The following is a 22,888-nucleotide window of genomic DNA, read 5'->3' as shown; positions in this document are numbered from 1 at the left end:
GTAGGAGCGGCGTACAGCCGCGAAGCTCTTTGACCCTCTGGATTCCCCCGTCAGCCCTCCCTGCAAGAGCGCACCCTGCCCGCGATCACCCAATTCGCCGCCCCGCTCCTTTGCAACCGGTCCACACCTGCGCATCCTCCCTCAATCGACGCCACGTAAAAAAACCTCCGCAGGCACCGCGAAAAATGCTGCAAACCGCTTGATCTGCGCCACTGTCATCTTGCGCTTACCACCAAGAATTTCGGATACCGCACTTTGATTGACGATGTCACTCAGATCCTTCTGTTTCACCCCTCGTTCAGCCATCAAAAAAGCCAGGACCTGAGCCTGTGATGAATAGGGCACAACCACCGTTGCAGCTTCGTACTCATGAACTCGATCCGCCACCAGCTCGGCGAAGCGTGCAGCCACGTGATGCTCGGTGTCGGCGTGTGCGTACAGTTCGTCAATCAAGGTCATGCGATCTTTCAGGTCGGCGTCGTCGAGAATCTTGTCGTGGCAAGCCGTCAACAACCTTGCCAGTGTCGCGGCCTGGCCATTCAGGCCGTCCAGCAACAAAGATAAATTGGCGATGAAGGCATCGAAGCCACCGACGTCGTTTTCCTTGCGTTTCATGGGTTCACCTTTAATCGCGACACTCACACACCACCCCGCTGGCTACTTCACGTCGGCCTTGCACCACTTGTCATAGGCTGCGTGAGACAAGATTGCCTTTATGAATATCGTGCCGTTGTTCACGTTGATCCAGGAAACAATACGGCATTCATTCCTCTTGATATCGAACACATAGATATCGAGTGGGCCTTTTCGACTCGTTGGGCGAAGTCTGGAGTGGGGTACTCGATCGACGTTCCACCCGGACGCTTCTAGCCACACTCCCCGCAGTTGATCGAAGGACTCGAAACGTACCGCTGGGCGGTCAAACGTGGCTAGCCACAAACTCAACGCCGCCTGCCACTGGCTGTGCGCACGCATCGCCTGCGTCACCGCCGATTTTGCAATCACGCGCATCTTTCCGTCCTTGGCACTACAACATAAAACCCAAAATATCTCAAATCCAGATATGGCTCAGCCTATTTTCTACGTGGTGTCGTTACATTTGATGTCTCGAGCATCTCATTCGCAGCGGCCTGGGTAGGCTATGGAGACCAACACATGCCGTTCGCTTCGGACAGAAGCAGATCTGAAGAGGCACGCCCCAGCCCCCTTATTTCCGCCCTCATCTCATACCGCTTTGCCAGCGTTGTGTTTGATTTCTGACTCGGCTAACCTTCCGGCGCCGCTGCAAATTCAGCGGCCGGGTTTAGTAGCCCGAACCGCAAAAGGGCATACCTCCAAAAACCTTGCTCGGCACTTTCGTGCCCGCGCATCGCTCTATGGCGGCTGTGCTCAGGAGGGCTTGCCCTGCCGGGTTCCTTTTGCCTCGGTCTACTAACCTGTGTCACAGCCGCCACCCAATCGTTTAGTAGCGACGGGTGCTGGCTTCACCGCAAAAGGAGCTTTGCCATGATCAAACCCGTTCCAGATCCACCCGAGGGGGCCGCGCTTACCCACCCCTACTCGTTTGGCCCCTGCCAAGGCGATATGCCGGTGTTCGCCGTGCGGGATGGTTTTCCCGTTGATGAAGCGCTGATCAGTGCTTGCGAATATCTGAAATCGGCCAGTGCTATCGCCAGCGAGGTGGTCGAGAATAGCCCGCCGCATTTGCGAGCTTTAGCGCGCTCAGCGGAGCACAGCATCGAACTCGCCCGAGCGTTGGTGGAGGCGTCGTTGGCTGGGATGCACAAGGCCGGCCTACGGGATACGTTACACGAGCAGTAGACGGTAGCGCTCAAGGCGCTGGGTCAAATCGACCGGCGCCTTTGAGTGTGGAGCAACCGAGGTTCAAGGCATTCGCTCGTTGCGGCAAGCTTCAGACCGCCCCATAAAATAAAGATGTAGGGGACGAGCGAATTAGACCACAGACGTCAGCTGTCTCGCGGTACATTGATCCACTTGGAATCCAGAAACTTCAGCACGACCGATTCACAGCCAGCCAACGAACTCTAGATGAAATTATGGGCCATCAGACGTAGCTACCGAAGACTCTCAATACAGCATTTTAATAATCTGAAACAACATCTCAGTATGAATCCCCTCCCGAAAGCTCTACATAGCCACTACAACTTACCAGAGCTATATACTTGGACCCTGGCACTTCAACGTCAACCATCCACCCAGGCAGTGTGGAGCTGTAGCTGGGGTATTCCTGAATCTTGACTGCATTAGGTCTTCGCTCAGGAGGGTAACGCTCAAAATAGCTACGAATCGCGGGCTCCCACAACTCTGGACCCGCGAGAGGGCACGGCAATTCTGGCTTGCGCTCGCATGCAGGCAACGCGAAAATAACGGGCACAAAAAGTGCATATCTTAAAAAAATCATAGCGCCACCTTCCTTGAGTCTTAGTGCCTCGAGAATATTGGAATAGCGGACAAGTCCGGGTAACAAATACCACGAGTATCTTTTTCCAACCACACTCTTACTAGGCGTGAGACAAAATTGATTGGGCGCAGAGTATAAAGCATGGGAATGACTATCGCTCGCCTTGAAGGATTACAACCTGTTACGTCAACCACGACTTGCCTCTGGGCGCGCAAATCCTGACGAATCACGCTGCATCCTCGGACATCCGAGTTCCAACAGCCATTACCTGGATACTGCATCTATATATAGCTTCCGCCTATCTTACCAGTTAAGGAAAGCACCTAGAGGTGCGAGCTATTCTCTAGGTGCTGCCGCAAACACTAACACAGGGAAAATCACACTGCTTCCACGAAACAGGTTGATCTAGTGCAGTTCGAAATGCAGCGGTAGCTGCCCGATAATCTGAATTGGATATTCTTTGGCATTAGTCGCCTGCTCTATCTTCTTCAGCACTCTCGTCGAAAACTCAGCCGCCGCACTCCTGAAATCCCCTAAGTTTGTATCAAAAGAGTCATCCCAGGCGCTCGCCACTCCAGAAAACGAGGTAAAACTGCCAACCTTATTTATTGTGCCTTCGAGTCGCAGTGTAATATTCCCAAGAACGCCTCCTACTGCAAGTGAATCGTCAATTGTGTTGTAATTCTGCTTAGCGATGGAGTAGCCTGACACCCCCTGAGGCGCAGTCTGCATGGCGTTCTTGAGATGATTAAACTTACCAAGATCAAAGCGCATACCAACATTATGAATATTCATCCACATCGGGCGACCCGTGCCCTCCACAAAATGGGCCAACGCAGAAAGAGGCGATAAAACGCCACCTGTAAGCTCGTTATCGGTACCTATAACAGAGCCAAATGGCTTACTTATGGCCATACGCATGGCTTCATCTGCGCCGGATACCATCCCTTTGGCGATATAAGAGTCTGCCTTCCGTGCATTTCTCAGTTCTTCCAAGCCAGCGGCCTCTCCCCAAAGAAGTGCGCAATTGAATGCACTTACCCAATCTCCCGCCTTGTACCTATCCAAACGAAAATTCTCGTCAGCTTCCTGTTGCATCAGGAGCCAGAATCCAGGTGAATGCGCCATGAGATCGGTTGCGTTGGACGGGTTTAGTCCGAAATGACTGAAATAGCTGGAATTTGCTCCAACGTGGCTAGGGGGAAGTACAATAGACATGCCTAAAACTCCTGTAATTTAATGCTAGTCAATAGTAGCGTTCATCTAACAATGAACATAGAGGATCATACACCGACGATATAGCGCTACCATTGCAATATGTACCACCTTCCATTAGTTCTTCAGATTTGATCCGTCTGCACTAGCACTTATCGCTACAACTTGCCCAAGACTAGACTGCCTGCATTCAAAATTCGGGCCGAGATTCGGCGGCATTACCTGGCGGCCGGAATCAAGCTATATCTAGATCGGATGGTGGGCTGGCACTTCTCATCCAAAACAGGCACTGATCTCGTGGCGGAGGTTGGACATGACTATGAGCAGCGTGCGCAGTCATTCGGTCAGCCCTGCTTCCAGAGCATCGGAAGACTGGTGAGCCAGCGCCTAAGCGCCAGCGACTTGAACGCGTAGCTTCAGGAAGGTTGAGGTCAGAGGCTTGCCAATTGTCTCACTGAGCGACCTTGCTCTTAGATGCCGCTTCGACGGGGTAGAGCATGCCATCACCTTAAATGTGGCTAGGCAGCGGATGATGGTATCGGAGTCACGTGAACGCCGAGCCCCCTCAAATACTCGAATTCGCAATAATCCATTTCGAACGCTAAAGTCACGAGTTGCGGAAAAGACGACCGGTCTAAAAGGAGTGGACATGTTCAATGCCATCGTTATCGACAACGTTGAAAATGCAAGCCAGGCCAGCCTGCAGGAGCTGGACGACAGCCAACTGCCCGAGGGCAATGTCACTGTTCGGGTTTCCCATAGCACCCTGAACTACAAAGACGCCCTGTGCATCACCGGTCGCAGCCCCATCGCGCGGCGGTTTCCGATGGTGCCCGGGATCGACTTCGTTGGCGTGGTTGAGCACAGCGAGCATCCGCTCTACAGCGTGGGTGATGCCGTGCTGCTCAACGGCTGGGGTGTGGGTGAAGGTCACTGGGGCGGGTTGGCGCAGAAGGCGCGGGTCAATGGTGACTGGTTGATCCCGCTTCCAGAAGGCATGCAGCCTCGGCATGCCATGGCCATCGGCACTGCGGGCTACACCTCGATGCTCAGCCTGATTGCCCTGGAGCGTGCCGGGCTGACTCCGCAGCACGGGCCGGTGCTGGTAACCGGTGCCAATGGCGGTGTGGGCAGTATTGCCATCGCGCTGTTGGCGGCCGGTGGCTATGAGGTGATCGCTGCGACCGGGAGGATGCAAGAGCAGGAACATCTGATTCAACTGGGAGCGAAGGAAGTCATTGATCGCTCGACCCTGTCTGCACCCGGCAAACCGCTGGGTAAGGAGCGCTGGGCAGCAGCCATCGATTCGGTGGGCAGCCACACCCTTGCCAACGTGTGTGCGCAAACCCGCGCCGATGGCTGGGTGGCAGCCTGCGGACTGGCGCAGGGAATGGACTTTCCTGGGAGCGTGGCCCCGTTCATTCTGCGCGGCGTGAGCTTGTTGGGGATCAACAGCGTGACGCGGCCCTACGCGGAACGAGTGGTGGCGTGGGATCGGTTGCAGGCAGAGCTGGATATCGGTTTGCTGGAGAAGCTGACGAGTGACATTTCGCTGGCGGAGGTGATCGGTGCCGCGGGTGATTTGCTGGCCGGGGAAGTTCGCGGGCGCGTGGTGATAGATACCCAGCAATGCTAGATAGGCCTGAACTCCGATGATAATTGCAGGCGGTTTGGCCAGGACATGGGCAGTAACGTTCTGGTACTCGGTAAGGAGGAAGCGAGATGAACATACAGCGTAGCCAACCGGCCCACGATGACGTTGTGAGCATGGCACCCAGCATCCGCCCCATGACCATTGACGACTATGATGCCGTCACCATTCTAATGCGCTCCACCCCGGGCATCTCACTGCGCGATGCCGACTCTCGCGAAGCCACTGCACGCTACCTGCAACGTAATCCCGGGTTGAGCTTCGTTGCCCTAGCGGGTGGCGTTGCGTGCGGCTGTATCATGTCCGGCCACGACGGTAGGCGTGGCTATCTTCAGCATTTACTGGTGCTGCCTGAATACCGTCGTCAGGGTATAGCCACACAACTGGTCGAGCGCTCCATCAGCAGCCTCGAAGCGCTAGGCATCCGTAAATTCCATCTGGATGTCTTGGTATCAAACGAGGCGGCTGCGGGTTACTGGAAACGCTTGGGCTGGCAATTACGAAGGGATATCGATCGGTATTCGTTCACGCGACCAGGCGATGAGAACGCGTGATCAGATACAGGCAGCACTGGCTAAGAGCAGTGCTACCGACGCCGCCCGCAGTAAGCCGGATCGGAGATGTATCGGCACACGTCAGCCGTAGATGAAGAAGACCTTCAATCCCAGCCGCTCGACTCAACCGAACAATATCAATCCCGCACTCTCAAACGTTGATAACCCACTACCGGACCATCCCATGCAACAAACCGAATTCCTCAACCTCCTTGCCGAGCAGGGTTTCGGCACCACAGTTGTCGTCAAGCGTGAAGCCTTCGCAACTCTTGAATCCCATGCCCACCAGTTCGAAGCGAAGGCGCTTGTCCTTCAAGGCGAACTGACGATCCGCATCGCCGACTCGGAACGCACCTACAAGGCAGGGGACATTTTTCATCTGCATCGTGACGAGCCTCATTCGGAAGTGTTCGGCGCCGAGGGCGTGCAGTACCTGGTGGGGCGAAAATAGACGCCACGGCAGTTGCCTGCCCGGCGGGCAACCCTGTCGGATCTGTCTGAAACTCCTCTGATCGATGCTCACCATCGGACGGTCTGTTTGCTTAACCCGGCGCACAGCGGTAGGTTCACCGCTGCGTAATGAAACGCTGCGCATAGACGCGCTTCTCCAAGAACAAGGATTTCCTACCTTCCCCATGACCAAAGCCTATCGCGCCCTGTTGCAGACACCGGGTGTCACTGCACTGATCATCGCTGGTTCCCTGGCACGCCTGCCGCAGACCATGGTCGGCATTGGCATCATCGTCATGCTCGTACAGAAAACCGGGTTGTACTGGCTCGCGGGGGCCGTTGGCGGCACGTTCACCCTGGCCAATGCGTTAATCGGGCCAAGAATTTCCAGGCTGGTCGACCGCCATGGGCAGAGCCGGGTCGTCCCTCCCGTGGCGGCCTTCAGCCTCGGCATGCTGCTGGCGTTGATTATCGCCGTGTACGCAAACGGACCGGTCCCCCTATTGTTTCTGCTGGCCGCCCTGGCCGGGACCTTGCCCAGTTTGCCCGCGCTGATACGAGCACGCTGGACGCACCTGTTTCGCGGTAAACCCGAATTGCATACGGCCTTTTCGTTGGACACGGTACTGGTGGAGTGCGCCTTTATCATTGGACCACCGCTGGCGATTGCCTTGAGTACCAGCCTGTTCGCCGAAGCGGCGCCGTTGTTTGCGGTCGCCATGCTGACGGTGGGCATCACGGCATTCCTCAAACAGCGGGAGACCGAGCCGCCCGTTATTCCTGTACTCAACAGCGATAGCACGTCCGCTCTGCAAATCCCTGGGTTGAGGGTCATCGTTCTGGCGCTGATGGCCTTGGGTGTGGTGGGCAGCTCGATTGACGTAACAGTCGTGGCTTTCGCCAAGGCACAGGACTGGCCCCCTGCTGCCAGTTTCATCCTTGCCGCGTATGCGGCAGGTTCGATGCTTGCAGGGATCACATTCGGCGGCCTCAAGATAGGCGCGTCGATGCAGACACAGTTCCTGATGGGCACGCTGGTCCTGGCGGCGACAGCGTGGCTGCCTATTCTCGCGCCGGGCGTCTATGCCCTGGCTGCCATCCTGTTCGTGGCGGGTATGGCATTTGCGCCGACGTTCATCGTGGTCATGAACCTGGGCACGATGGTGGTGCCTGCCGCCAAGATGACCGAAGGGCTGACCTGGATGAGCACCGGCGTGGGTGTCGGCATGGCAGCGGGCGGTTTCCTGGCGGGCGTGACCATCGACCATTTCGGCGCGCGCGCAGGTTTCGCCGTGGCGATGTTTGCCGGGGTCTCGATGGTAACTATCGTGCTGGCAGGGATGCGAACGCTTCGAGCGGCGTGACGCGCCGTTGAATGCTGCCACAACTGTACGGCCAAACCTGCCCATAGCTGTAATCATCCACTTCAGTCACCCCGTGCCACACTCCTGATCCCATTCGCCCGTTCTGCGAACAGCTCATGACCCAGCGCGAAAACCAAGGCATGGCCCTCGGCCTGCTTGCCGTGATCATCTTCAGCCTCACCCTGCCCATGACCCGCGTGGTGGTGCAGGACATCAATCCGCTGCTGGCAGCCTTGTCCCGCGCCGTGATGGCGGCGATCCCCGCGGCGGCATTGTTGCTGTGGCGCAGGGAGAAACTGCCGACCTTCGCACAGTTCAAGGGCCTGTGCCTGGTGGTGGTCGGGGTGATTCTGGGTTTCCCGATTCTGTCGTGCTGGGCGATGCAGACCTTGCCCGCGTCCCATGGCGCGTTGGTCAACGGCCTGCAGCCGTTGATGGTGGCGCTGTTCGCTGCCTGGCTGTCTCACGAGCGTCCATCCAAGGCGTTCTGGCTGTGCGCGGCATTGGGCAGTTGCCTGGTGTTGGCCTATGCGGTGATTCAGGGGGCGGGCACGATCAGTGCCGGTGACGTCCTCATGCTGCTGGCCATCGTCGCCGGCGGCCTTGGGTATGCCGAGGGAGGTCGGCTGGCCAGGGACATGGGCGGCTGGCAGGTCATCTGCTGGGCGCTGGTGATCGCCAGTCCGCTGTTGCTGGGTCCGGTCCTGTGGCTGGCGTGGCAGCATCAGGGTCCGGTCTCGACGGCGGCGTGGTGGTCGCTGGGGTACATCACCCTGTTCTCGCAGTTCATTGGTTTCTTTGCCTGGTACGCGGGGCTGTCGATGGGCGGCATTGCCCGCGTCGGCCAGGTACAGCTGCTGCAGATCTTCTTCACCATGGCCTTGTCGGCGCTGTTTTTCGGTGAGCATATCGACCACCTGACCTGGGTGTTCGCCGCCGCAGTGGTGTGCACTGTGGTGCTGGGCCGCAAGACTGCGGTGCAACTGGCGCCTGTTGCATTGCCAAACCGATAAGCCCAACGGGTTCACGCCCCTGTCACATGCCGACGCTTACATAGCCCTTTTACTTGAAGAGCTATGCCATGACCATGTTCGACCTCAAGCGCCGTCGCCTTGTCCAGGCCGTTGGCGCAAGTATGCTGTTGCCAGGCCTGGCGCCGGCGGTGATCGCTTCGGTCAAGGACCGGCCGCAGCTTACCGACGGTGTGCAGTCCGGTGATCTGCTGGGCGACAAGGCGATGGTCTGGAGCCGTTGCGATCGACCCGCGCGCATGGTGGTGGAATGGGACACGCGGAGCATGTTCACCAACCCCCGCCGATTGGTGTCGCCGCTGGCCGATGCCCGCACAGACTACACGGCGCGTGTGGAACTGAGCGGGCTTCCCGTGGACCAGGCGATTTTCTATCGCGTGCAATTTCAGGACGCCCAGACCGGCGTCAGCAGCGAGCCCTGGTTTGGCCATCTGCGCAGCGAGCCGTCGCAGCGTCGGGATATCCGCTTTGTGTGGAGCGGGGACACGGTAGGCCAGGGGTTCGGTATCAACCCTGACATCGGTGGCATGCGTATCTACGAGGCCATGCGTCTGCGCCTGCCGGACTTCTTTATCCACAGCGGCGACACCATCTACGCGGACGGTCCGGTGCCCGCGTCCCTGACCACCGAGAATGGCCGGGTGTGGCGCAACATCACCACCGAAGCCAAGAGCAAGGTGGCCGAGACGCTGGACGACTATCGCGGCAACTATCGCTACAACCTGATGGACGAAAACGTTCGCCGCTTCAATGCCGAAGTGCCGCAGATCTGGCAATGGGACGATCACGAAGTGACCAATAACTGGTCACCGAGCAAACAACTGGACGCTCGCTACCACACCCGCGATATCCGCTCCCTGGTGGGCAACGCGCGCCAGGCCTGGCTCGAATATGCGCCGATGCGTCTGCAGCAGGCGGACAACGGCGGGCGCATCTATCGCAAGCTCAGCTACGGGCCGATGCTGGACATCTTCGTTCTGGACATGCGCAGCTACCGCGGCGGCAATGATGACAACCTTGCAGATAAACCAGGCCCCAATACCGCCTTTCTAGGACGCGCCCAGCTGGACTGGCTCAAGGCCGGCCTGAAAGGCTCCGGGGCGCAGTGGAAGGTGATTGCGGCGGACATGCCCATCGGCCTGGGTGTGCCGGACGGTGAGGTGAGCCCAGGTGTGGGCCGCTGGGAGGCCATGGCCAATGGGGACAACGGCGCGGCCAAGGGACGGGAGCTGGAGATAGCTGAGCTGTTGGGCTTCATGCGCCAGCAGAACGTGGTGAATGCCGTCTGGCTGACCGCCGATGTGCATTATTGCGCAGCGCATCATTACCATCCGGATCGCGCCGCGTTCCAGGATTTCGAGCCGTTCTGGGAGTTCGTTGCCGGGCCGTTGAATGCGGGCAGTTTCGGGCCCAACCCACTGGATGCGACGTTCGGACCGCAGGTGGTGTTCCAGAAGGCGCCGCCTGCACAGAACACCTCGCCGTTTGCTGGCTTCCAATTTTTTGGTGAAGTGCAGATTGAGGGGCTAAGCGGCGAAATGACCGTACAGCTGCGGGATCTGGATGGGCAAATCGTGTTCGAGCAGAAATTGCAGCCGGTTTAAACACATCCAAAGAAACAAACAGGTACAACTTTAACGAAGTTGTACCTGCTTTATACAAATTCAAACAAATCTAAACAAACCTCAACGCAACCTGAAATGGCCTGTTACCAGCAACAATTGACACTCCGACCAATAACTATCACGGTGCTACAGCTCTCGCGGGGCATGAAGCTCCGCCAACAGAACAATAATAAACTCAGGAGTCATGCCATGCGTTTTTCACTCAACAGCACTTTGATAATGGCTGGAGCGCTTGCCCTTTCAGGGCTCGCCCAGGCCACTCCCCTGACCATCGCCACCGAAGGCGCGTACCCGCCCTTCAACTACGTGGATTCGCAAAACCAATTGCATGGCTTCGACGTCGATATCGCCAATGCCCTGTGCAAGGAGATGGCGGTTCAGTGCACCCTGGTGGCGCAAGATTGGGACGGTATGATTCCGGCGCTGCTGGCCAAGCGTTATGACGCCATCGTGGCATCGATGGTCGCGACCGAAGAACGCAAGAAGAAAGTGGCCTTTACCAATCGCTATTACACCACCCAACTGGCCATTGCCGTCGCAAAGGGCTCGACGCTGGAGAGTATGGCGCCTGAATCCTTCAAGGGCCTGGTGGTGGGGGCTCAGGTGGCGTCGACACAGGCCACCTATGCCGAAGATGTGCTGGGCAAGGCGGGGGGCACCGTCAAGTTGTATCCCACCCAGGACGACGCCAACATGGACCTGGCCAACGGCAGGCTCGATGCGGTGATCAACGACAAATTCCCGATGCTGGAGTGGTTGGGCAAGACCGGCGAGGCCTGTTGCAAATGGCTGGGTGAAGCCGCGGGCACCGAGGACCCGGTAGCGATCGCCGTGCGCCAGGACGATAACGCCTTGCGCGAAAAACTCAACGCGGCATTGGCCAGCATCATCGAGAACGGTACCTACGGCGAAATCGAAAAAAAGTATTTCTCCAAGAGCATCTACTGAGCCTGTCAGACGCCCGTTGAGCTGAGCACGAACGGCCCCGCTGGGCCGGTCGCGATCGGCGAGGTACCCTCATGTTCGAGCAACTCGCATTACTGTCGTTCGGGGACGGCGGATGGGGACTGGCGCTGCTCAGCGGCGCTGGTATCACGCTGCTGCTGGCGATTTGCTGCGCGCCGATAGGCTTGCCTCTCGGGTTGTTGCTGGCCAGTGCCGAACGCTCCCGGCACCGCTTCGTACGCACACTGGTGTATGGCTTTTCCACCGTATTTCGCGGACTGCCAGAGCTGCTTACGCTGTTCATCGTGTACTACGGCTTTCAAATCGGTGCGCAGAAACTACTCGCGCTCAACGGTTGGCAGGGGCAAGTGGACATCTCCCCTTTCGTGGCGGCGATGGTCGCCTTGAGCCTGGTGCTGGCGGCGTTCTCCTGCGAAGTCTGGAGCGCGGCCTTCAAGGTCGTCGGCAAGGGGCAATACCAGGCTGGCATGGCCTTGGGCATGTCCCGATCGCGCACGTTCTTTTCCATCATCTTGCCGCAGTTGCTGCGGGTCGCCCTGCCTGGGCTTTCGAACAACTGGCTGACACTGCTCAAGGATACGTCCCTGGTATCGACCATTTCGCTGGTCGACCTGATGCGTCAGACGGGCCTGGCGGTCAGCACGACCAAAGAGCCCGTATTGTTCTACAGCGCCGCCTGTGCCATCTATCTGCTGTTCGCTGCAGTCTCGGGCCGGGCTTTTGCGTGGGCCGAGCGGCGTTATAACCGGGGTTACGGGAGGGCTGGCTGATGGACGGCGTACTCGGCAACGTTTTCGACGCCGCCCTGTGGGCCACCTACGGCCCGCGCATGCTGGCCGGCTTGTGGGTAACCCTGGTGCTGGTGGCCATCTCCTACAGCCTGGGCATGGTACTGGGATTGTTGTTGGCGTTTGCCCGGCTGTCGCGATGGCGAATATTGCGCTGCTTCAGCGCTACCTACTGCTGGTTGATGCGCGGATCGCCATTGCTGGCCCAACTTTTTCTGCTGTACTACGGGCTCGGCTCGCTACGCGAGTTCTGGCAAGACTGGGGGCTGTGGTGGTTCTTCCGTGACGCCTGGTACTGCGCACTGCTGGCGTTCTCGCTGAACACCGCCGCTTATCAGGCCGAGATATTTCGCGGCAGTTTCCTGGCCATTCCCGCCGGCCAACAGGAGGCAGCCATGGCCCTGGGACTCTCTCGCTGGGCGCGATGGTGCAAGGTCACGCTGCCGCAATCGCTGATGGTTGCCATCGGCCCGTTGGGCAATGAGCTCATTCTGCTGATCAAGGCCAGCGCCCTGGCTTCGCTGGTCACCGTCTACGATGTGATGGGCATCGCCAAACTGGCGTTCTCGCGCTCGTTCGATTTCCAGGTGTATCTATGGGCCGCCGTCCTCTATCTGCTGATTGTCGAAACCCTGCGGCGCCTATTGCGGGTGGTCGAGCGCCGCCTGAATCGTCATCTCGATAGCCCCGGCTGAGGAAGTGCCAATGGACTGCGACATCATCGTATGCGGTGCCGGTATCGTCGGCGTCTGCACGGCGCTGCACCTGCAGCAGCGTGGCATGGCAGTGTGTCTGGTCGATCGCGCCGAGCCCGGCAGTGGCGCCAGCTACGGAAATGCCGGTTTGATCGAGCGTTCCAGCGTGGTGCCCTATGCGTTTCCGCGGCAGATCGGCCAACTGCTGCTGTACGCCAGCAACACTCGACCGGATGTGGTTTATCAGCCCTCGGCCCTGCCGGGCCTGGCCGGTTGGCTGTGGCGGTACTGGCAACAGTCTGCACCCGGTCCGCTGCAACGGGCCACCGAGGCCATGCTGCCGCTGATCGAACGGTCAGTGCAGGAACACGATCATCTGGTGAACATGGCGGGTGCGCACGAGCTGATTTCGAGCCGGGGCTGGATCGAGGTGTTCCGCTCACTGGCAACCTTTCAAGGCGCTGCCGATCAAGCCAGGGCGCTGCGGCGATTCGATGTGCACTACCGCCTGCTCGACAGCGCCGCCCTGGCCGCCGTGCAACCTGGCCTGACTGAGCGCGCCGTGGGCGGCATCCACTGGACCGACCCCAAGACCGTCCGCGATCCCCAGGCCTTGGTCAGGACCTATCTAGCGCTGTTCGAACGATCAGGCGGGCGTTTTCACAGCGGCGATGCTTTCAGCCTTGCACAACGCCAAGGCCTTTGGACTTTGGACACCGTCGACGGACCGTTGAGCAGCAGGCAGGCGGTCATTACCTTGGGCGCCGACGCCGCTGGCGTCTACCAGAAATTGGGCTACAAGATTCCCTTGGCCATCAAGCGCGGCTATCACCTGCATTTCCATGGCGAAGAACGGACGCCGCTGGTGCATTCGCTGTGCGACAGCGCCGCAGGCTTCGTGCTCGCGCCCATGACCGGCGGTATCCGCCTGACCACGGGGATCGAGTTTGCGCTGGACAGCACGCCGCAACGCGACCTGCAGCTGCGCAGAACCGAACAGATTGCCCGACGCCTGTTTGCGCTGGGCGAACGGACCGCTGCGCTGCCCTGGATGGGTCGCCGCCCTTGCCTGCCGGACATGCGTCCGGTGATCGGTGCGGCGCCGCGTCATGAAGGGCTATGGTTCAACTTCGGCCATGCACACCATGGGCTCACCCTCGGCCCGGTAACAGGCCGTCTGCTGGCGGAGATGGTAACCGGCCAGACACCCTTCACCGATCCTGGGGCTTTCAGGGTCGAGCGGTTTTGAAAGCGCGTTCCACGCCGCACCCTCCACCGACAATCGCGCACGACACCCTGTTATTTGACGTCAAAAAATCCCAGGAAACTTAATCACCCACGGTTCGTCGGACGCTTCACATTCCTGGTGAAAAGCGCTTTTGAATCATCGCCCATCTTGGCTACCTTCAGACCCGCGATCACCGATAGCTTTGGGGAGCAAGCCATGACCACTCTGTTCAACGCCTCGCAGTTCGGTGCCAAAGGCAACGGCACCTCCGACGACACAGCGGCACTGCAGAAAGCCATCGATGCAGCGGCCGCCGCGGGCGGTGGCCAGGTGGAAATGGCTGCGGGTACCTACCTGCTCAGCGGTGCCGGATTGACCATGCGCGACAACGTCACCCTTAACGGCCAGGGCATGGGCACCACCACCCTGAAGCTGGCGGACGGTAGCGGCCAGGCCAAGGCGCTGCTCAACGGCGCAACGGCCCAGCATACCGGTGCCAGCAACCTGACCCTGGACGCCAACGACGCCAACACCACCGGCAGCACCAGCGGCTGGCTCAATGGCAGCGCCAGCGACGTCAGGCTCGACGGTGTCGAAGCCCTGAATGCCAGCGCCTATGGCTTCGACCTGCGCGGCCAGGCCAGCCAGATCGACCTGCGTGACAGCGTGGCGCATCACAACGCCATTGACGGAGTGATCGCCGACCGCCTGGTGCAGAGCGACTTTCGCGATAACACCGCGTATGACAATGGGGGCAACGGTTTCAATATCGGCGGCGACCTGAACCTCAACGACAGCCGCGCCTATGCCAACGGCCTCAATGGCATCCTGATCCAGGAGGGCACTGGCGTCGCCAATGCGCCCAGTTCATTGACCGTGGTGGGCGGCGATGTCTACGGCAACGCCGGGGATGGGGTAAAAGTGCAAGGCGCGGATATCTTCGTGGTCAACGGCATGGACATTCATGGCAACGGTGGCAATGGCGTGCATGTGGACAAGGGCGTGTACGGCGATGTGTCGTTCAACCAGATCTACGCCAACGCCGGCGCCGGCGCGGCGGCCGAAGTGCTGGTGGAGGGGCGCAACCCTACGTCTGGTTTCAACACGGTGGGCTTCAACGTGATCACCGGCGGTGCCAATTCCACCTATGGGGTGCTGGAGCGCAACAGCGACTACAACCTGATCAACCAGAACGTGATCAGCCAGACTCTCTTGGGGGGTGCGGTGGCCAATGGGCCTCATAGCGACAACTCGACCAACCCGGGTGCGGTGTCGGTAATGGGCACGCCTGGGATCGACATCATCACGGGCACCACCACCCGCGACGAACTGTACGGCGGCAACGGCAGCGATACGCTGGACGGCGCCGGCAACGATGACATTCTGGTGGGCGGCGCAGGCGCGGACCGGCTGACCGGTGGCGACGGCAATGACGTCTTTCGCTTCAGCCAGTTGACCGACAGCTACCGCGATGCGCAGCGAACCTATGCCGACCTGATCAACGATTTCGACGCCGAACATGACAAGCTGGACGTCGCCGGCCTGGGCTTCAGTGGCTTGGGCAACGGCCATGACGGCACGCTCAAGGCCTACTACAACGCCAGCAAAGACATCACCTACCTGAAAAGCCTGGACGCCGACGCCTCTGGCAACCGCTTCGAACTGACGCTCAAAGGCAACTACCTGAACAGCCTTGGTGCCGATAACTTTCAACACCTCGTACGCGGCACTGAAGGCCGGGACGTGCTCACCGGCACCGCGCAGGATGACACCCTGCTCGGGGGTGGTGGCAAGGATAGCCTCGATGGCAGTGCCGGCGATGACCGCCTCTACGGTGGCGCAGCCGCTGACAGGCTGACCGGGGGCAGCGGGGGCGACACGTTCGTGTTCACTCAGCTCAGTGACAGTCTGCGCAACGACAGCACCGGTGATTTCACCCGCCGCGACACCATCACCGATTTCAGCAATGAGGACGGTGATCAAATCGACGTTTCAGCGCTGGGCTTCACCGGGCTGGGCAATGGTTACGACGGCACACTCAAGGTGGTGCTCAACGCTGCAGGCGATAAAACAGCGCTCAAGTCATTGGAAACCGACGCGCAGGGCAATCATTTCGAAGTGCTGGTCAATGGTAATCACTGGGGTGATCTGGGCTCGGCCAATGTGATTTTCGCCAATACCCAAGGGTCGACATGGGTCACTTCGGCGCCTAGCCAGGATCGAGTGTCCAGCGGCAATTCGGGTAACGATACGCTCCAGGGCGGTTGGGGCGACGACATCCTGCGCGGGCTGGCGGGTAATGACTCGATCTCGGGTGGGCCGGGGGATGACATCCTGGTGGGCGGTGCGGGCGCCGACCAACTCACAGGAGGCTCGGGAGCGGATTCGTTTCGCTACTTCAATGCCACCGAAAGCTACCGCAGCGACAGCGCCCAAGCGGTGGACCTGATCACTGATTTTTCCGTGCATCAGGATCGCATCAACGTCGGGTCGCTGGGTTTCACCGGGCTCGGCGATGGCACCGATGGCACGTTGAAGGTGAGTTATAACGAAAAGCTGGATCGTACTTCTGTCACGGATGTGGAAGGGAATGCTCTGGGGCAGCACTTCGAGGTCACGCTGGCAGGGGACTACAGCAACACCCTGACGGCCGAGCAGTTTACCTTTGCTCAGAGTGATCAGGTGGCTGTGCTGGAGGTGGTGGGAGTGGCGGCCGATGTGCCTGGCTGACGCCATCGTCGACTTACGCGCAAGCCCGCTGCCCAGGAAATATCCTGTGGGAGCGGGTGCTACCCGCGATGGCGTCGGCAATGCCAAGACACAATCCGACCTAGCGCAAACACCCCAGAAACAACTCGATCAAAGGCTCGCGCCGCTGTGCATGGCGCGTCAGCATCACCAGTTCCCGGTGGAACGTCAGCGCCCCCAGTTCGATCACCCGCACGCGATCCTGGCGCTCCAGCCATAACCCTGCCCGCGGAATCAGCGCCACACCCAGGCCATTCTCGACCATGCGAAAAATCGCATCCAGTTCGTCCAGTTCCAACGCCTGGCGCACATCCAGCCGTTGCTCTCGCAGAAAGGCGGTGACCAATCGGCCACCAAACGAGGTGCGGTCGTAGCGTACCAACGGCTGCTCCTGCAACACCTGCAACGGCTCCTCACCGACAGTACCCAGTGGCGCAATCAACAGGAATGGCTCTCGGGCTATGGTTTCCAGGTGCAGCTCCTTGGGCAGTGCAAACGGCGGCCGAATCAGGATGGCCACATCGAGATCACCGGCATCCACCTGGCTCAGCAGGTTCAAGGACACCCCTGGTACCAGTTTGGGCTCCACACCCGGCGCCGCCTCGCGCAGGCGCACCAGGGCGCTGGCCAGCAAGCCGGTCTGGGCTGTGCCAATGGCGCCGATGCGCAGTTCTCCCCGGTACTCTTCCAGCCGCTGGGGCGTGCCCATGCGCGCATAGAGTTCAAGTATCTCCTCAGCGATCGGCACTGCCCGTGCACCGGCGGCGTTCAGATGCGCACTGCGCCCCGAGCGGTCGAACAGGCGCATGCCCAGGCTGTGCTCCAGATTCTTGATCTGCGCACTGACCGCCGACTGGGTCAGGCCGACCTGCTGCCCTGCGGCGGCAAACGTGCCGCGTTTGGCAACCGTGATGAAGGTTTTCAACTCGCGGATCATAAAAAGCCCTGATCGAAATTATTGGTGCTCGGCAGCAATAATATCTGCTTTCCATCAAATCCCCGATAGCAAACACTGGCATCACAACGACCTGAGGAGCATCACCGTGAGCCTGTCCCCTTTTCACCTCGCCATCCCCGTCTACGACCTTGCTGCGGCGAGGCACTTCTACGGCGACGTCTTCGGCCTCGCTGAAGGTCGCTCCAGCGATCACTGGGTCGACTTCGATTTCTACGGCCACCAACTGGTGATCCACGAGCACCCAAAAACCACTTCCCAGGAAGCGGCCCATACCAATGCCGTGGATGGCCACGATGTACCCGTGCCACATTTCGGCATCATATTGCACTGGGATCAATGGGAGGCTCTGGCCGAACGCCTGCGCCAGCGTGAAACACAATTCGTGATCGAGCCCTACGTGCGCTTTCAGGGCCAGGTAGGCGAGCAAGCCACCATGTTCCTGTTCGATCCGTGCGGGAATGCGCTGGAGTTCAAGGCGTTCAAGGATATGAGTCAGTTGTTTGCCAAGTGACTACCGGGGGCATATCGCCCCCCTCTGCGTTTTTCCAGAGGGGGGACGGATGCGCCGAATCTGCGTGACTACAGGGATGGTATGTCACGTAGGTCACGGACGCGGATAGACGACATCGAACGTACCTTCCAGGTCATGAATGCTTCCATCACTCATTTCCTGCACATGCCCGTGAAAAGAACCGTAGGTGCGCCCGGTTTGTGCAACAGGGTCAAATTCGACGTGATAGGTCATCTCTCCATCGGTGGAGAAGTACCATGCTTGCGGAGGAAGATTCGGGTCTCCGGTGCTGGAAACCAAATAGTCCACGCTTACATCCTGTTCCTGCGTCGAGCCCATCTTAATAGTGAAATGGCCAGGTTTATCATAGGGCCTCTCGGCAAAAATGATCTCAAGACCGTGCATTTGGCCACTAGTGTTATCTCCCGCCGTCACGTGCGTGTCGGTTGACCACCTCGCCAGCGCGCTGTAGGAACGATTTGGAACATCGGTAAATCTCCACGTGCTCATGACGTAGTCGTGGGCTGGGCCTACTTCTTCATCTTCATTCATTATAAAAACTCCTCGGTATCACTATTGACCAAATAACCGTCTCCACCAAGACCGTATCTTTCCCGCCACCCCAGGAATGGGCGTGCGTCCGGGACGCGGATAGACGACGTCGAACGTACCTTCCAAAGCATAAATCCCCGGTTCTTCAGCAGCAGCACTATGGGCATTGCCATTGAAAGAACCGTAGGTGCGTCCAGTTTCCGTCACTGAATCAAATTCGATGTGCAGAGTCATCTCCCCGTCGAAGCATAAAAAACTGTTTCCCGGCGGATGGGTAGGATCGGGAGTGGACATAACAGAATATTGCACCACCACCTCGCCTCCCTCGTCAGGGAACCCCACTCGGATTACACCATGGAAAGGCTTGTCGTACCGAGGTTTGGAAAACAGGATGAGGAGCGTGTGAAGTTGACCAGTGCGATTATCACGAACGTTTATTTGCTTATTCCCTATCTCCCATGTAGCCAGCCCACTGTAGGATCGCCCTGGAACTCCCGCCAATGCCCAATCAGTCATCACATATTCGTTGGCCATGCGCGCATCGTTATTCGTGCTCATCATGAAATCTCCGAAGAAAAACATAAAGTGATACATTGCGGACACTCAACAGCGAAGAGCCCCCTAAAACGCTAAGCGATCCCTGCAACAAATAGTAAATCATTGGCCTGACACTTCAGCAAGCGCTCGCCGATGTATATTATTATTCAGCTCATGCCTCCCTGAATTAAAATTATCAGGCCTGGCAGCGTCTTTGCGGTCGCCCCTTAGATGATAGTTGCTCTGCCACTATCAGGTTATATTCGATAACTACAAAAGCACGAGCAGCCTACTAAGACGTACCAAAGCACGCAACGGGTTCGAAAGTTGCGCTGCCAACCTGGATGTCTTCGCGAGCCAGCTTGCGCCCACTGGGTCGACTTCGACTTCTACGGCCACCAACTCTGATCCACGAGCACCCGAAAACCACTTCCCAGGAAGCGGCCCATACCAATGCCGTGGATGGCCACGATGTAGCCGTGCCGCATTTAGAATGCGCCGAGTATGCGTGACTGCAGCGGTGGTATTTCACGTACGTCACGGACGCGGATAGACGACATCGAACGTACCTTCCAGGTCATGAATGGTTCCACTTCCATCAGTCATTTCCTGCGCATGCCCGTGAAAAGATCCGTAGGTGCGCCCGGTTTGTGCAACAGGGTCGAATTCGACGTGATAGGTCATCTCTCCATCGATGGTGAAGTACCATGCTGACGGAGGAAGATTCGGGTCTCCGCTGCTGCTAACCAAATAGTGCACGTGTACTGCAGGCTTTTTCTCGGGCAAGCCCATCTGAACCTTGTAGTTTCCGGGTTTATCATAGCACTTCTCGGCAAAATTGATCCCAAAACCATGCATTTGGCCACTAGTGTTATCTCCCGCCGTCACTTCCGTATCGGTTAACCACCTCGCCAGAGCGCTGTAGGAACGATTTGGAACATCGGTAAATCTCCACGTACTCATGACGTAGTCGTGGACTGAGCCTACTTCTTCATCTTCATTCATTATAGAAACTCCCCAGCATCATAGGAAAGCCAATCCGAATATTCTTCGGCGTGCGATGTCGGCAATGCTTGGCGATCGCCCAACATTTAGCTAATCACTCCTCGTGTAAACAAGAACGCCCGTTATCTATCTCCCTTCAGCCCTCTGTTGATTAAATAACCGTCTCAACCAGGACCGGGGCTTTCCCTGTACACCAAGCATGGGTGTACGTCCGGAACGCGGATAGACGACGTGGACTGTACCTTCCAGCACATAGATTTTCACTGGCCGTGCCGACACCGTTATTCTCGCTCATCATTAACTCTCCAAGGAGATGATATAAATGATATATAGCGAACACTGAACAGCATGGGGTACCGAACCCTTCTGGCGATCACTACAGAATGTAGTAAATCACCGGCCTGACACTTCAACAAGCGCTGGCTGATGTATATTATTGTTCAGCGCATGGCTCCCTGAATTAAAATTATCAGGCTTGGCAGCGTCTTTACGGTCGACCCGTAGTTTTTAGTTACTCTGCCACTATCAAGTTACATTCGATCACTACACAGGAAATTGCGCGCGCCTATTCTGTGGCCCGGCTTGCGCATGGCGGCAAGCGACCGCACAGACACCCCTCGATAAATCCCCGCCCCTCTCCCCCACCTTGCGCTACGCTTTCTGTTACAACGCCCCACCGTGGCTGGCCGGGCGTATGGCTGTTCCACCAGCATGGCGATAACAACAGCGCGGACAAGCGTGCGAGGGCCACTATGAGAAACCTGAGCGACATTCTGCACATCAAGGACCTGACCGAGAAACTCCAGGGCGTGCTGCCCGCCGCCGCGGTCAAAGGGTATCTACAAGGTGCCAGCGCCTTCGACAAGGGCCGCCCCGACTACCCCAAGGAGCTGGACGGCTGGCTGAGCGATATCATGGAGATCAAGCCGCACAGCAAATGGGACCCGCCGCACACCACGGTGCTCGATCTGGGCTCCGGCACCGGCAAGTTCATCCCGAGGCTGGTAGACATCGGTGCCGAGGTGTTCGCCGTTGAACCGGTGGCCGCCATGCGCGAGCAACTGGAACGCAATTGGGGCGACAAACCCTACGTGAAGATTCTTGAAGGCGCCGCCGAGGAAATCCCGCTCAAAAGCGAGTCGGTGGACGCGGTGATCTGCGCCCACTCCTTTCACTGGTTCGACAAACCCGAAGCCATGAAGGAAATCCATCGCGTGCTCAAGCGCGGCGGGCGCCTGGGCCTGATCTGGAATCTACGGGACACTCGCGAAGACTGGGTACGTCAGGTGGCGGACGTGGTCAGCAGTGTGGCCGGCGACAGCCCGCGGTTCTACAGCCAGAACTGGCGCAAGATGTTCCCCTACCACGGTTTTGCCTACCCGCTGGTGGAACGCCACTTCACCCACACCCACACCGGAACACCGGAAGACGTGATCCTCAACCGCATTCGGTCGATCAGCTTCGTCTCCACCCTTTCCGAGGAGCAGCAGGCACCCATCTTCGCCCAGGTGCGCGAGATCATTGCGACCCATCCGGATCTCAAAGACAAGGACATCATCACCGTGCCTTATGACACGGTGGCGTTTCATACCGTCAAGATCCTCTGAAACCTAGCGCAGGGCAGGCCTTACGCCCACCCTGCGCACACTCAGTGAATAGGCGTCAGCCCGCTTTCCTCGATGGCCAGCCGGGCGGCCGGCGAACTGAGGTACTGCAACAGCGCCGCCGCTTCCTCGGGGTGGGCACTGGTGCGGGTGACGCCGCCTGAATACAGGGTCATCTTCTGCACCGCATCGGGAATCAAACCGACGATATCGATGCCCGGCACAGGCTTGAGCTCACTGAGCTGCTGAAAGCCCAACTGCACATCACCGCGCGCCACCGCCGCGCCCACTGGCTCATCGGCTACCAGGCTGCTCTTGTCGCGCAGCTGCTCGGTCAACTTCATGCGTGGAAACAGCAGGTGCGACAGGTAGAGGCCACTGGTGCTGTTGGAATAGGCCAGCGAGCGAGCGTCGATCAGCGTCTTGCGAAAGGCATCGACGCTGCCGATATCGGGTTTTTCTTCACCTTGGCGCACCGCCATGGCGATAAATGACTTGCCCACATCCACCCGGGGCTCGCGTTGTACTTCGCCCAATTGAATCAACTTGTTCAACGATGCATCTTCGGTGAGCACCAGGTCGGCACGTTCGCCACGCTCCAGCCGGTGGGAGATAGCCATCGGGTTATCGCCCACGGCCGGAGCCGGCAATACGATGACCTTGATACCCGTGGCCTTCTCGTAGTCTGCGACAATGGCTTGCATGGCGCTGACCACGCCACCGGAGCCGAGCAGGGACAGTTGGATGGGAGGCGGCGCTTTCTGCGCCTGGGCGCCGCTGGAGCCCAGTAGTACACACGCCAGCAGGGCGCTGGTGAGCCGTTTGGTCATGACAATATGATCCTGAAAATGAACGATAGAACAGGCTGATGGCTGGCCTGCAACACTTCACGCTAACGACGCTCTGGCCAGGAGCTCAATTAAGGCCGATGAAGAAAAATTTAGTTTACCCGTTATCCAGCGCTGCCTAGGCTGCGGCTGTCAT

The 22,888-nt window shown here is 58.5% G+C and carries 22 protein-coding genes and 1 pseudogene; 15 read left to right on the top strand and 8 right to left on the bottom strand.

Going from position 1 to position 22,888, the window contains the following annotated elements; all coding sequences use genetic code 11:
- Positions 1-141: 141 nt before the first annotated feature.
- Complete coding sequence (locus B3397_RS20945; protein ID WP_296253686.1) at positions 142-615, bottom strand: helix-turn-helix domain-containing protein; 474 nt, start codon at positions 613-615, stop codon at positions 142-144.
- 42 nt (positions 616-657) lie between these two features.
- On the bottom strand, positions 658-1,011 hold the full coding sequence (locus B3397_RS20940) for a type II toxin-antitoxin system HigB family toxin (RefSeq protein ID WP_296253685.1): 354 nt from the start codon (positions 1,009-1,011) through the stop codon (positions 658-660).
- 495 nt (positions 1,012-1,506) lie between these two features.
- Between B3397_RS20940 and B3397_RS20935 the strand changes: the two genes are divergently transcribed.
- Positions 1,507-1,821 (top strand): hypothetical protein, encoded by a 315-nt coding sequence (locus B3397_RS20935; RefSeq protein ID WP_296253684.1) that lies wholly within the window; start codon positions 1,507-1,509, stop codon positions 1,819-1,821.
- A 1,006-nt stretch (positions 1,822-2,827) separates the two neighbouring features.
- On the opposite strand, the gene B3397_RS20930 is transcribed toward B3397_RS20935, so the two are convergent.
- Entirely contained in the window at positions 2,828-3,640 is an 813-nt protein-coding gene (locus B3397_RS20930; protein ID WP_296253683.1) for a lipid II-degrading bacteriocin, read from the bottom strand.
- Between the two features lie 646 nt (positions 3,641-4,286).
- On the opposite strand from B3397_RS20930, the gene B3397_RS20925 reads away from it, so the two are divergent.
- The 11 genes from B3397_RS20925 (at position 4,287) to B3397_RS20875 (ending at position 16,719) form a co-directional block, all read left to right on the top strand.
- The gene (locus B3397_RS20925; protein ID WP_296253682.1) at positions 4,287-5,273 is read left to right on the top strand and encodes an MDR family oxidoreductase; all 987 of its coding nucleotides are present in this window, start codon (positions 4,287-4,289) and stop codon (positions 5,271-5,273) included.
- A 131-nt stretch (positions 5,274-5,404) separates the two neighbouring features.
- A complete protein-coding gene (locus B3397_RS20920; RefSeq protein ID WP_296253724.1) occupies positions 5,405-5,842 on the top strand; it encodes a GNAT family N-acetyltransferase in 438 nt (145 codons plus the stop codon).
- Between the two features lie 91 nt (positions 5,843-5,933).
- Entirely contained in the window at positions 5,934-6,293 is a 360-nt protein-coding gene (locus B3397_RS20915) for a cupin domain-containing protein (RefSeq protein WP_296253681.1), read from the top strand.
- 184 nt (positions 6,294-6,477) lie between these two features.
- Positions 6,478-7,656 (top strand): MFS transporter, encoded by a 1,179-nt coding sequence (locus B3397_RS20910; RefSeq protein ID WP_296253680.1) that lies wholly within the window; start codon positions 6,478-6,480, stop codon positions 7,654-7,656.
- Positions 7,657-7,772: 116 nt separating this feature from the next.
- Positions 7,773-8,669, top strand: coding sequence for a DMT family transporter (locus B3397_RS20905; RefSeq protein ID WP_296253679.1), 897 nt, complete (start codon positions 7,773-7,775; stop codon positions 8,667-8,669).
- Between the two features lie 68 nt (positions 8,670-8,737).
- Entirely contained in the window at positions 8,738-10,291 is a 1,554-nt protein-coding gene (locus tag B3397_RS20900) for an alkaline phosphatase D family protein (protein ID WP_296253678.1), read from the top strand.
- A gap of 210 nt (positions 10,292-10,501) precedes the next feature.
- Complete coding sequence (locus B3397_RS20895) at positions 10,502-11,260, top strand: ABC transporter substrate-binding protein (RefSeq protein WP_296253677.1); 759 nt, start codon at positions 10,502-10,504, stop codon at positions 11,258-11,260.
- Between the two features lie 71 nt (positions 11,261-11,331).
- The gene (locus B3397_RS20890) at positions 11,332-12,048 is read left to right on the top strand and encodes an ABC transporter permease (protein WP_296253676.1); all 717 of its coding nucleotides are present in this window, start codon (positions 11,332-11,334) and stop codon (positions 12,046-12,048) included.
- Positions 12,048-12,761 carry an ABC transporter permease gene (locus B3397_RS20885; RefSeq protein WP_296253675.1) on the top strand — a complete coding sequence of 238 codons (714 nt, stop codon included), beginning with the start codon at positions 12,048-12,050 and terminating at the stop codon, positions 12,759-12,761. Before B3397_RS20890 ends, B3397_RS20885 begins: the two co-directional genes overlap by 1 nt.
- 10 nt (positions 12,762-12,771) lie before the next feature.
- Positions 12,772-14,010, top strand: coding sequence for an NAD(P)/FAD-dependent oxidoreductase (locus B3397_RS20880; RefSeq protein WP_296253674.1), 1,239 nt, complete (start codon positions 12,772-12,774; stop codon positions 14,008-14,010).
- A gap of 195 nt (positions 14,011-14,205) precedes the next feature.
- Positions 14,206-16,719 carry a glycosyl hydrolase family 28-related protein gene (locus tag B3397_RS20875; RefSeq protein ID WP_296253673.1) on the top strand — a complete coding sequence of 838 codons (2,514 nt, stop codon included), beginning with the start codon at positions 14,206-14,208 and terminating at the stop codon, positions 16,717-16,719.
- Positions 16,720-16,819: 100 nt separating this feature from the next.
- Here B3397_RS20875 and B3397_RS20870 read toward each other — a convergent pair whose 3' ends face one another.
- Positions 16,820-17,674, bottom strand: a complete 855-nt coding sequence (locus B3397_RS20870; protein ID WP_296253672.1) for a LysR family transcriptional regulator — start codon at positions 17,672-17,674, stop codon at positions 16,820-16,822.
- A gap of 106 nt (positions 17,675-17,780) precedes the next feature.
- Here B3397_RS20870 and B3397_RS20865 point away from each other — a divergent pair, with 106 nt between their 5' ends.
- Positions 17,781-18,206 carry a VOC family protein gene (locus B3397_RS20865; RefSeq protein ID WP_296253671.1) on the top strand — a complete coding sequence of 142 codons (426 nt, stop codon included), beginning with the start codon at positions 17,781-17,783 and terminating at the stop codon, positions 18,204-18,206.
- A 93-nt stretch (positions 18,207-18,299) separates the two neighbouring features.
- Here B3397_RS20865 and B3397_RS20860 read toward each other — a convergent pair whose 3' ends face one another.
- Together B3397_RS20860 and B3397_RS20855 are read right to left on the bottom strand one after the other, a co-directional pair.
- Entirely contained in the window at positions 18,300-18,758 is a 459-nt protein-coding gene (locus tag B3397_RS20860; RefSeq protein WP_296253670.1) for a hypothetical protein, read from the bottom strand.
- Positions 18,759-18,779: 21 nt separating this feature from the next.
- Positions 18,780-19,352, bottom strand: coding sequence for a hypothetical protein (locus B3397_RS20855; RefSeq protein WP_296253669.1), 573 nt, complete (start codon positions 19,350-19,352; stop codon positions 18,780-18,782).
- 309 nt (positions 19,353-19,661) lie between these two features.
- Here B3397_RS20855 and B3397_RS20850 point away from each other — a divergent pair.
- A pseudogene (locus tag B3397_RS20850) lies at positions 19,662-19,783 on the top strand (glyoxalase); the annotation flags it as partial.
- A 49-nt stretch (positions 19,784-19,832) separates the two neighbouring features.
- Here B3397_RS20850 and B3397_RS20845 read toward each other — a convergent pair.
- Positions 19,833-20,300 carry a hypothetical protein gene (locus B3397_RS20845; RefSeq protein WP_296253668.1) on the bottom strand — a complete coding sequence of 156 codons (468 nt, stop codon included), beginning with the start codon at positions 20,298-20,300 and terminating at the stop codon, positions 19,833-19,835.
- Between the two features lie 752 nt (positions 20,301-21,052).
- Between B3397_RS20845 and B3397_RS20840 the strand changes: the two genes are divergently transcribed.
- Positions 21,053-21,907 (top strand): class I SAM-dependent methyltransferase, encoded by an 855-nt coding sequence (locus B3397_RS20840; RefSeq protein ID WP_296253667.1) that lies wholly within the window; start codon positions 21,053-21,055, stop codon positions 21,905-21,907.
- 41 nt (positions 21,908-21,948) lie between these two features.
- On the opposite strand, the gene B3397_RS20835 is transcribed toward B3397_RS20840, so the two are convergent.
- A complete protein-coding gene (locus B3397_RS20835) occupies positions 21,949-22,734 on the bottom strand; it encodes a substrate-binding domain-containing protein (RefSeq protein ID WP_296253666.1) in 786 nt (261 codons plus the stop codon).
- Positions 22,735-22,888 lie beyond the last annotated feature (154 nt).

It is taken from the genome of Pseudomonas sp. UBA4194, from assembly GCF_002379585.1.
In the GTDB taxonomy this organism is placed as follows: Bacteria; Pseudomonadota; Gammaproteobacteria; order Pseudomonadales; family Pseudomonadaceae; genus Aquipseudomonas.
This window is presented reverse-complemented; position numbering and strand designations above follow the sequence as displayed.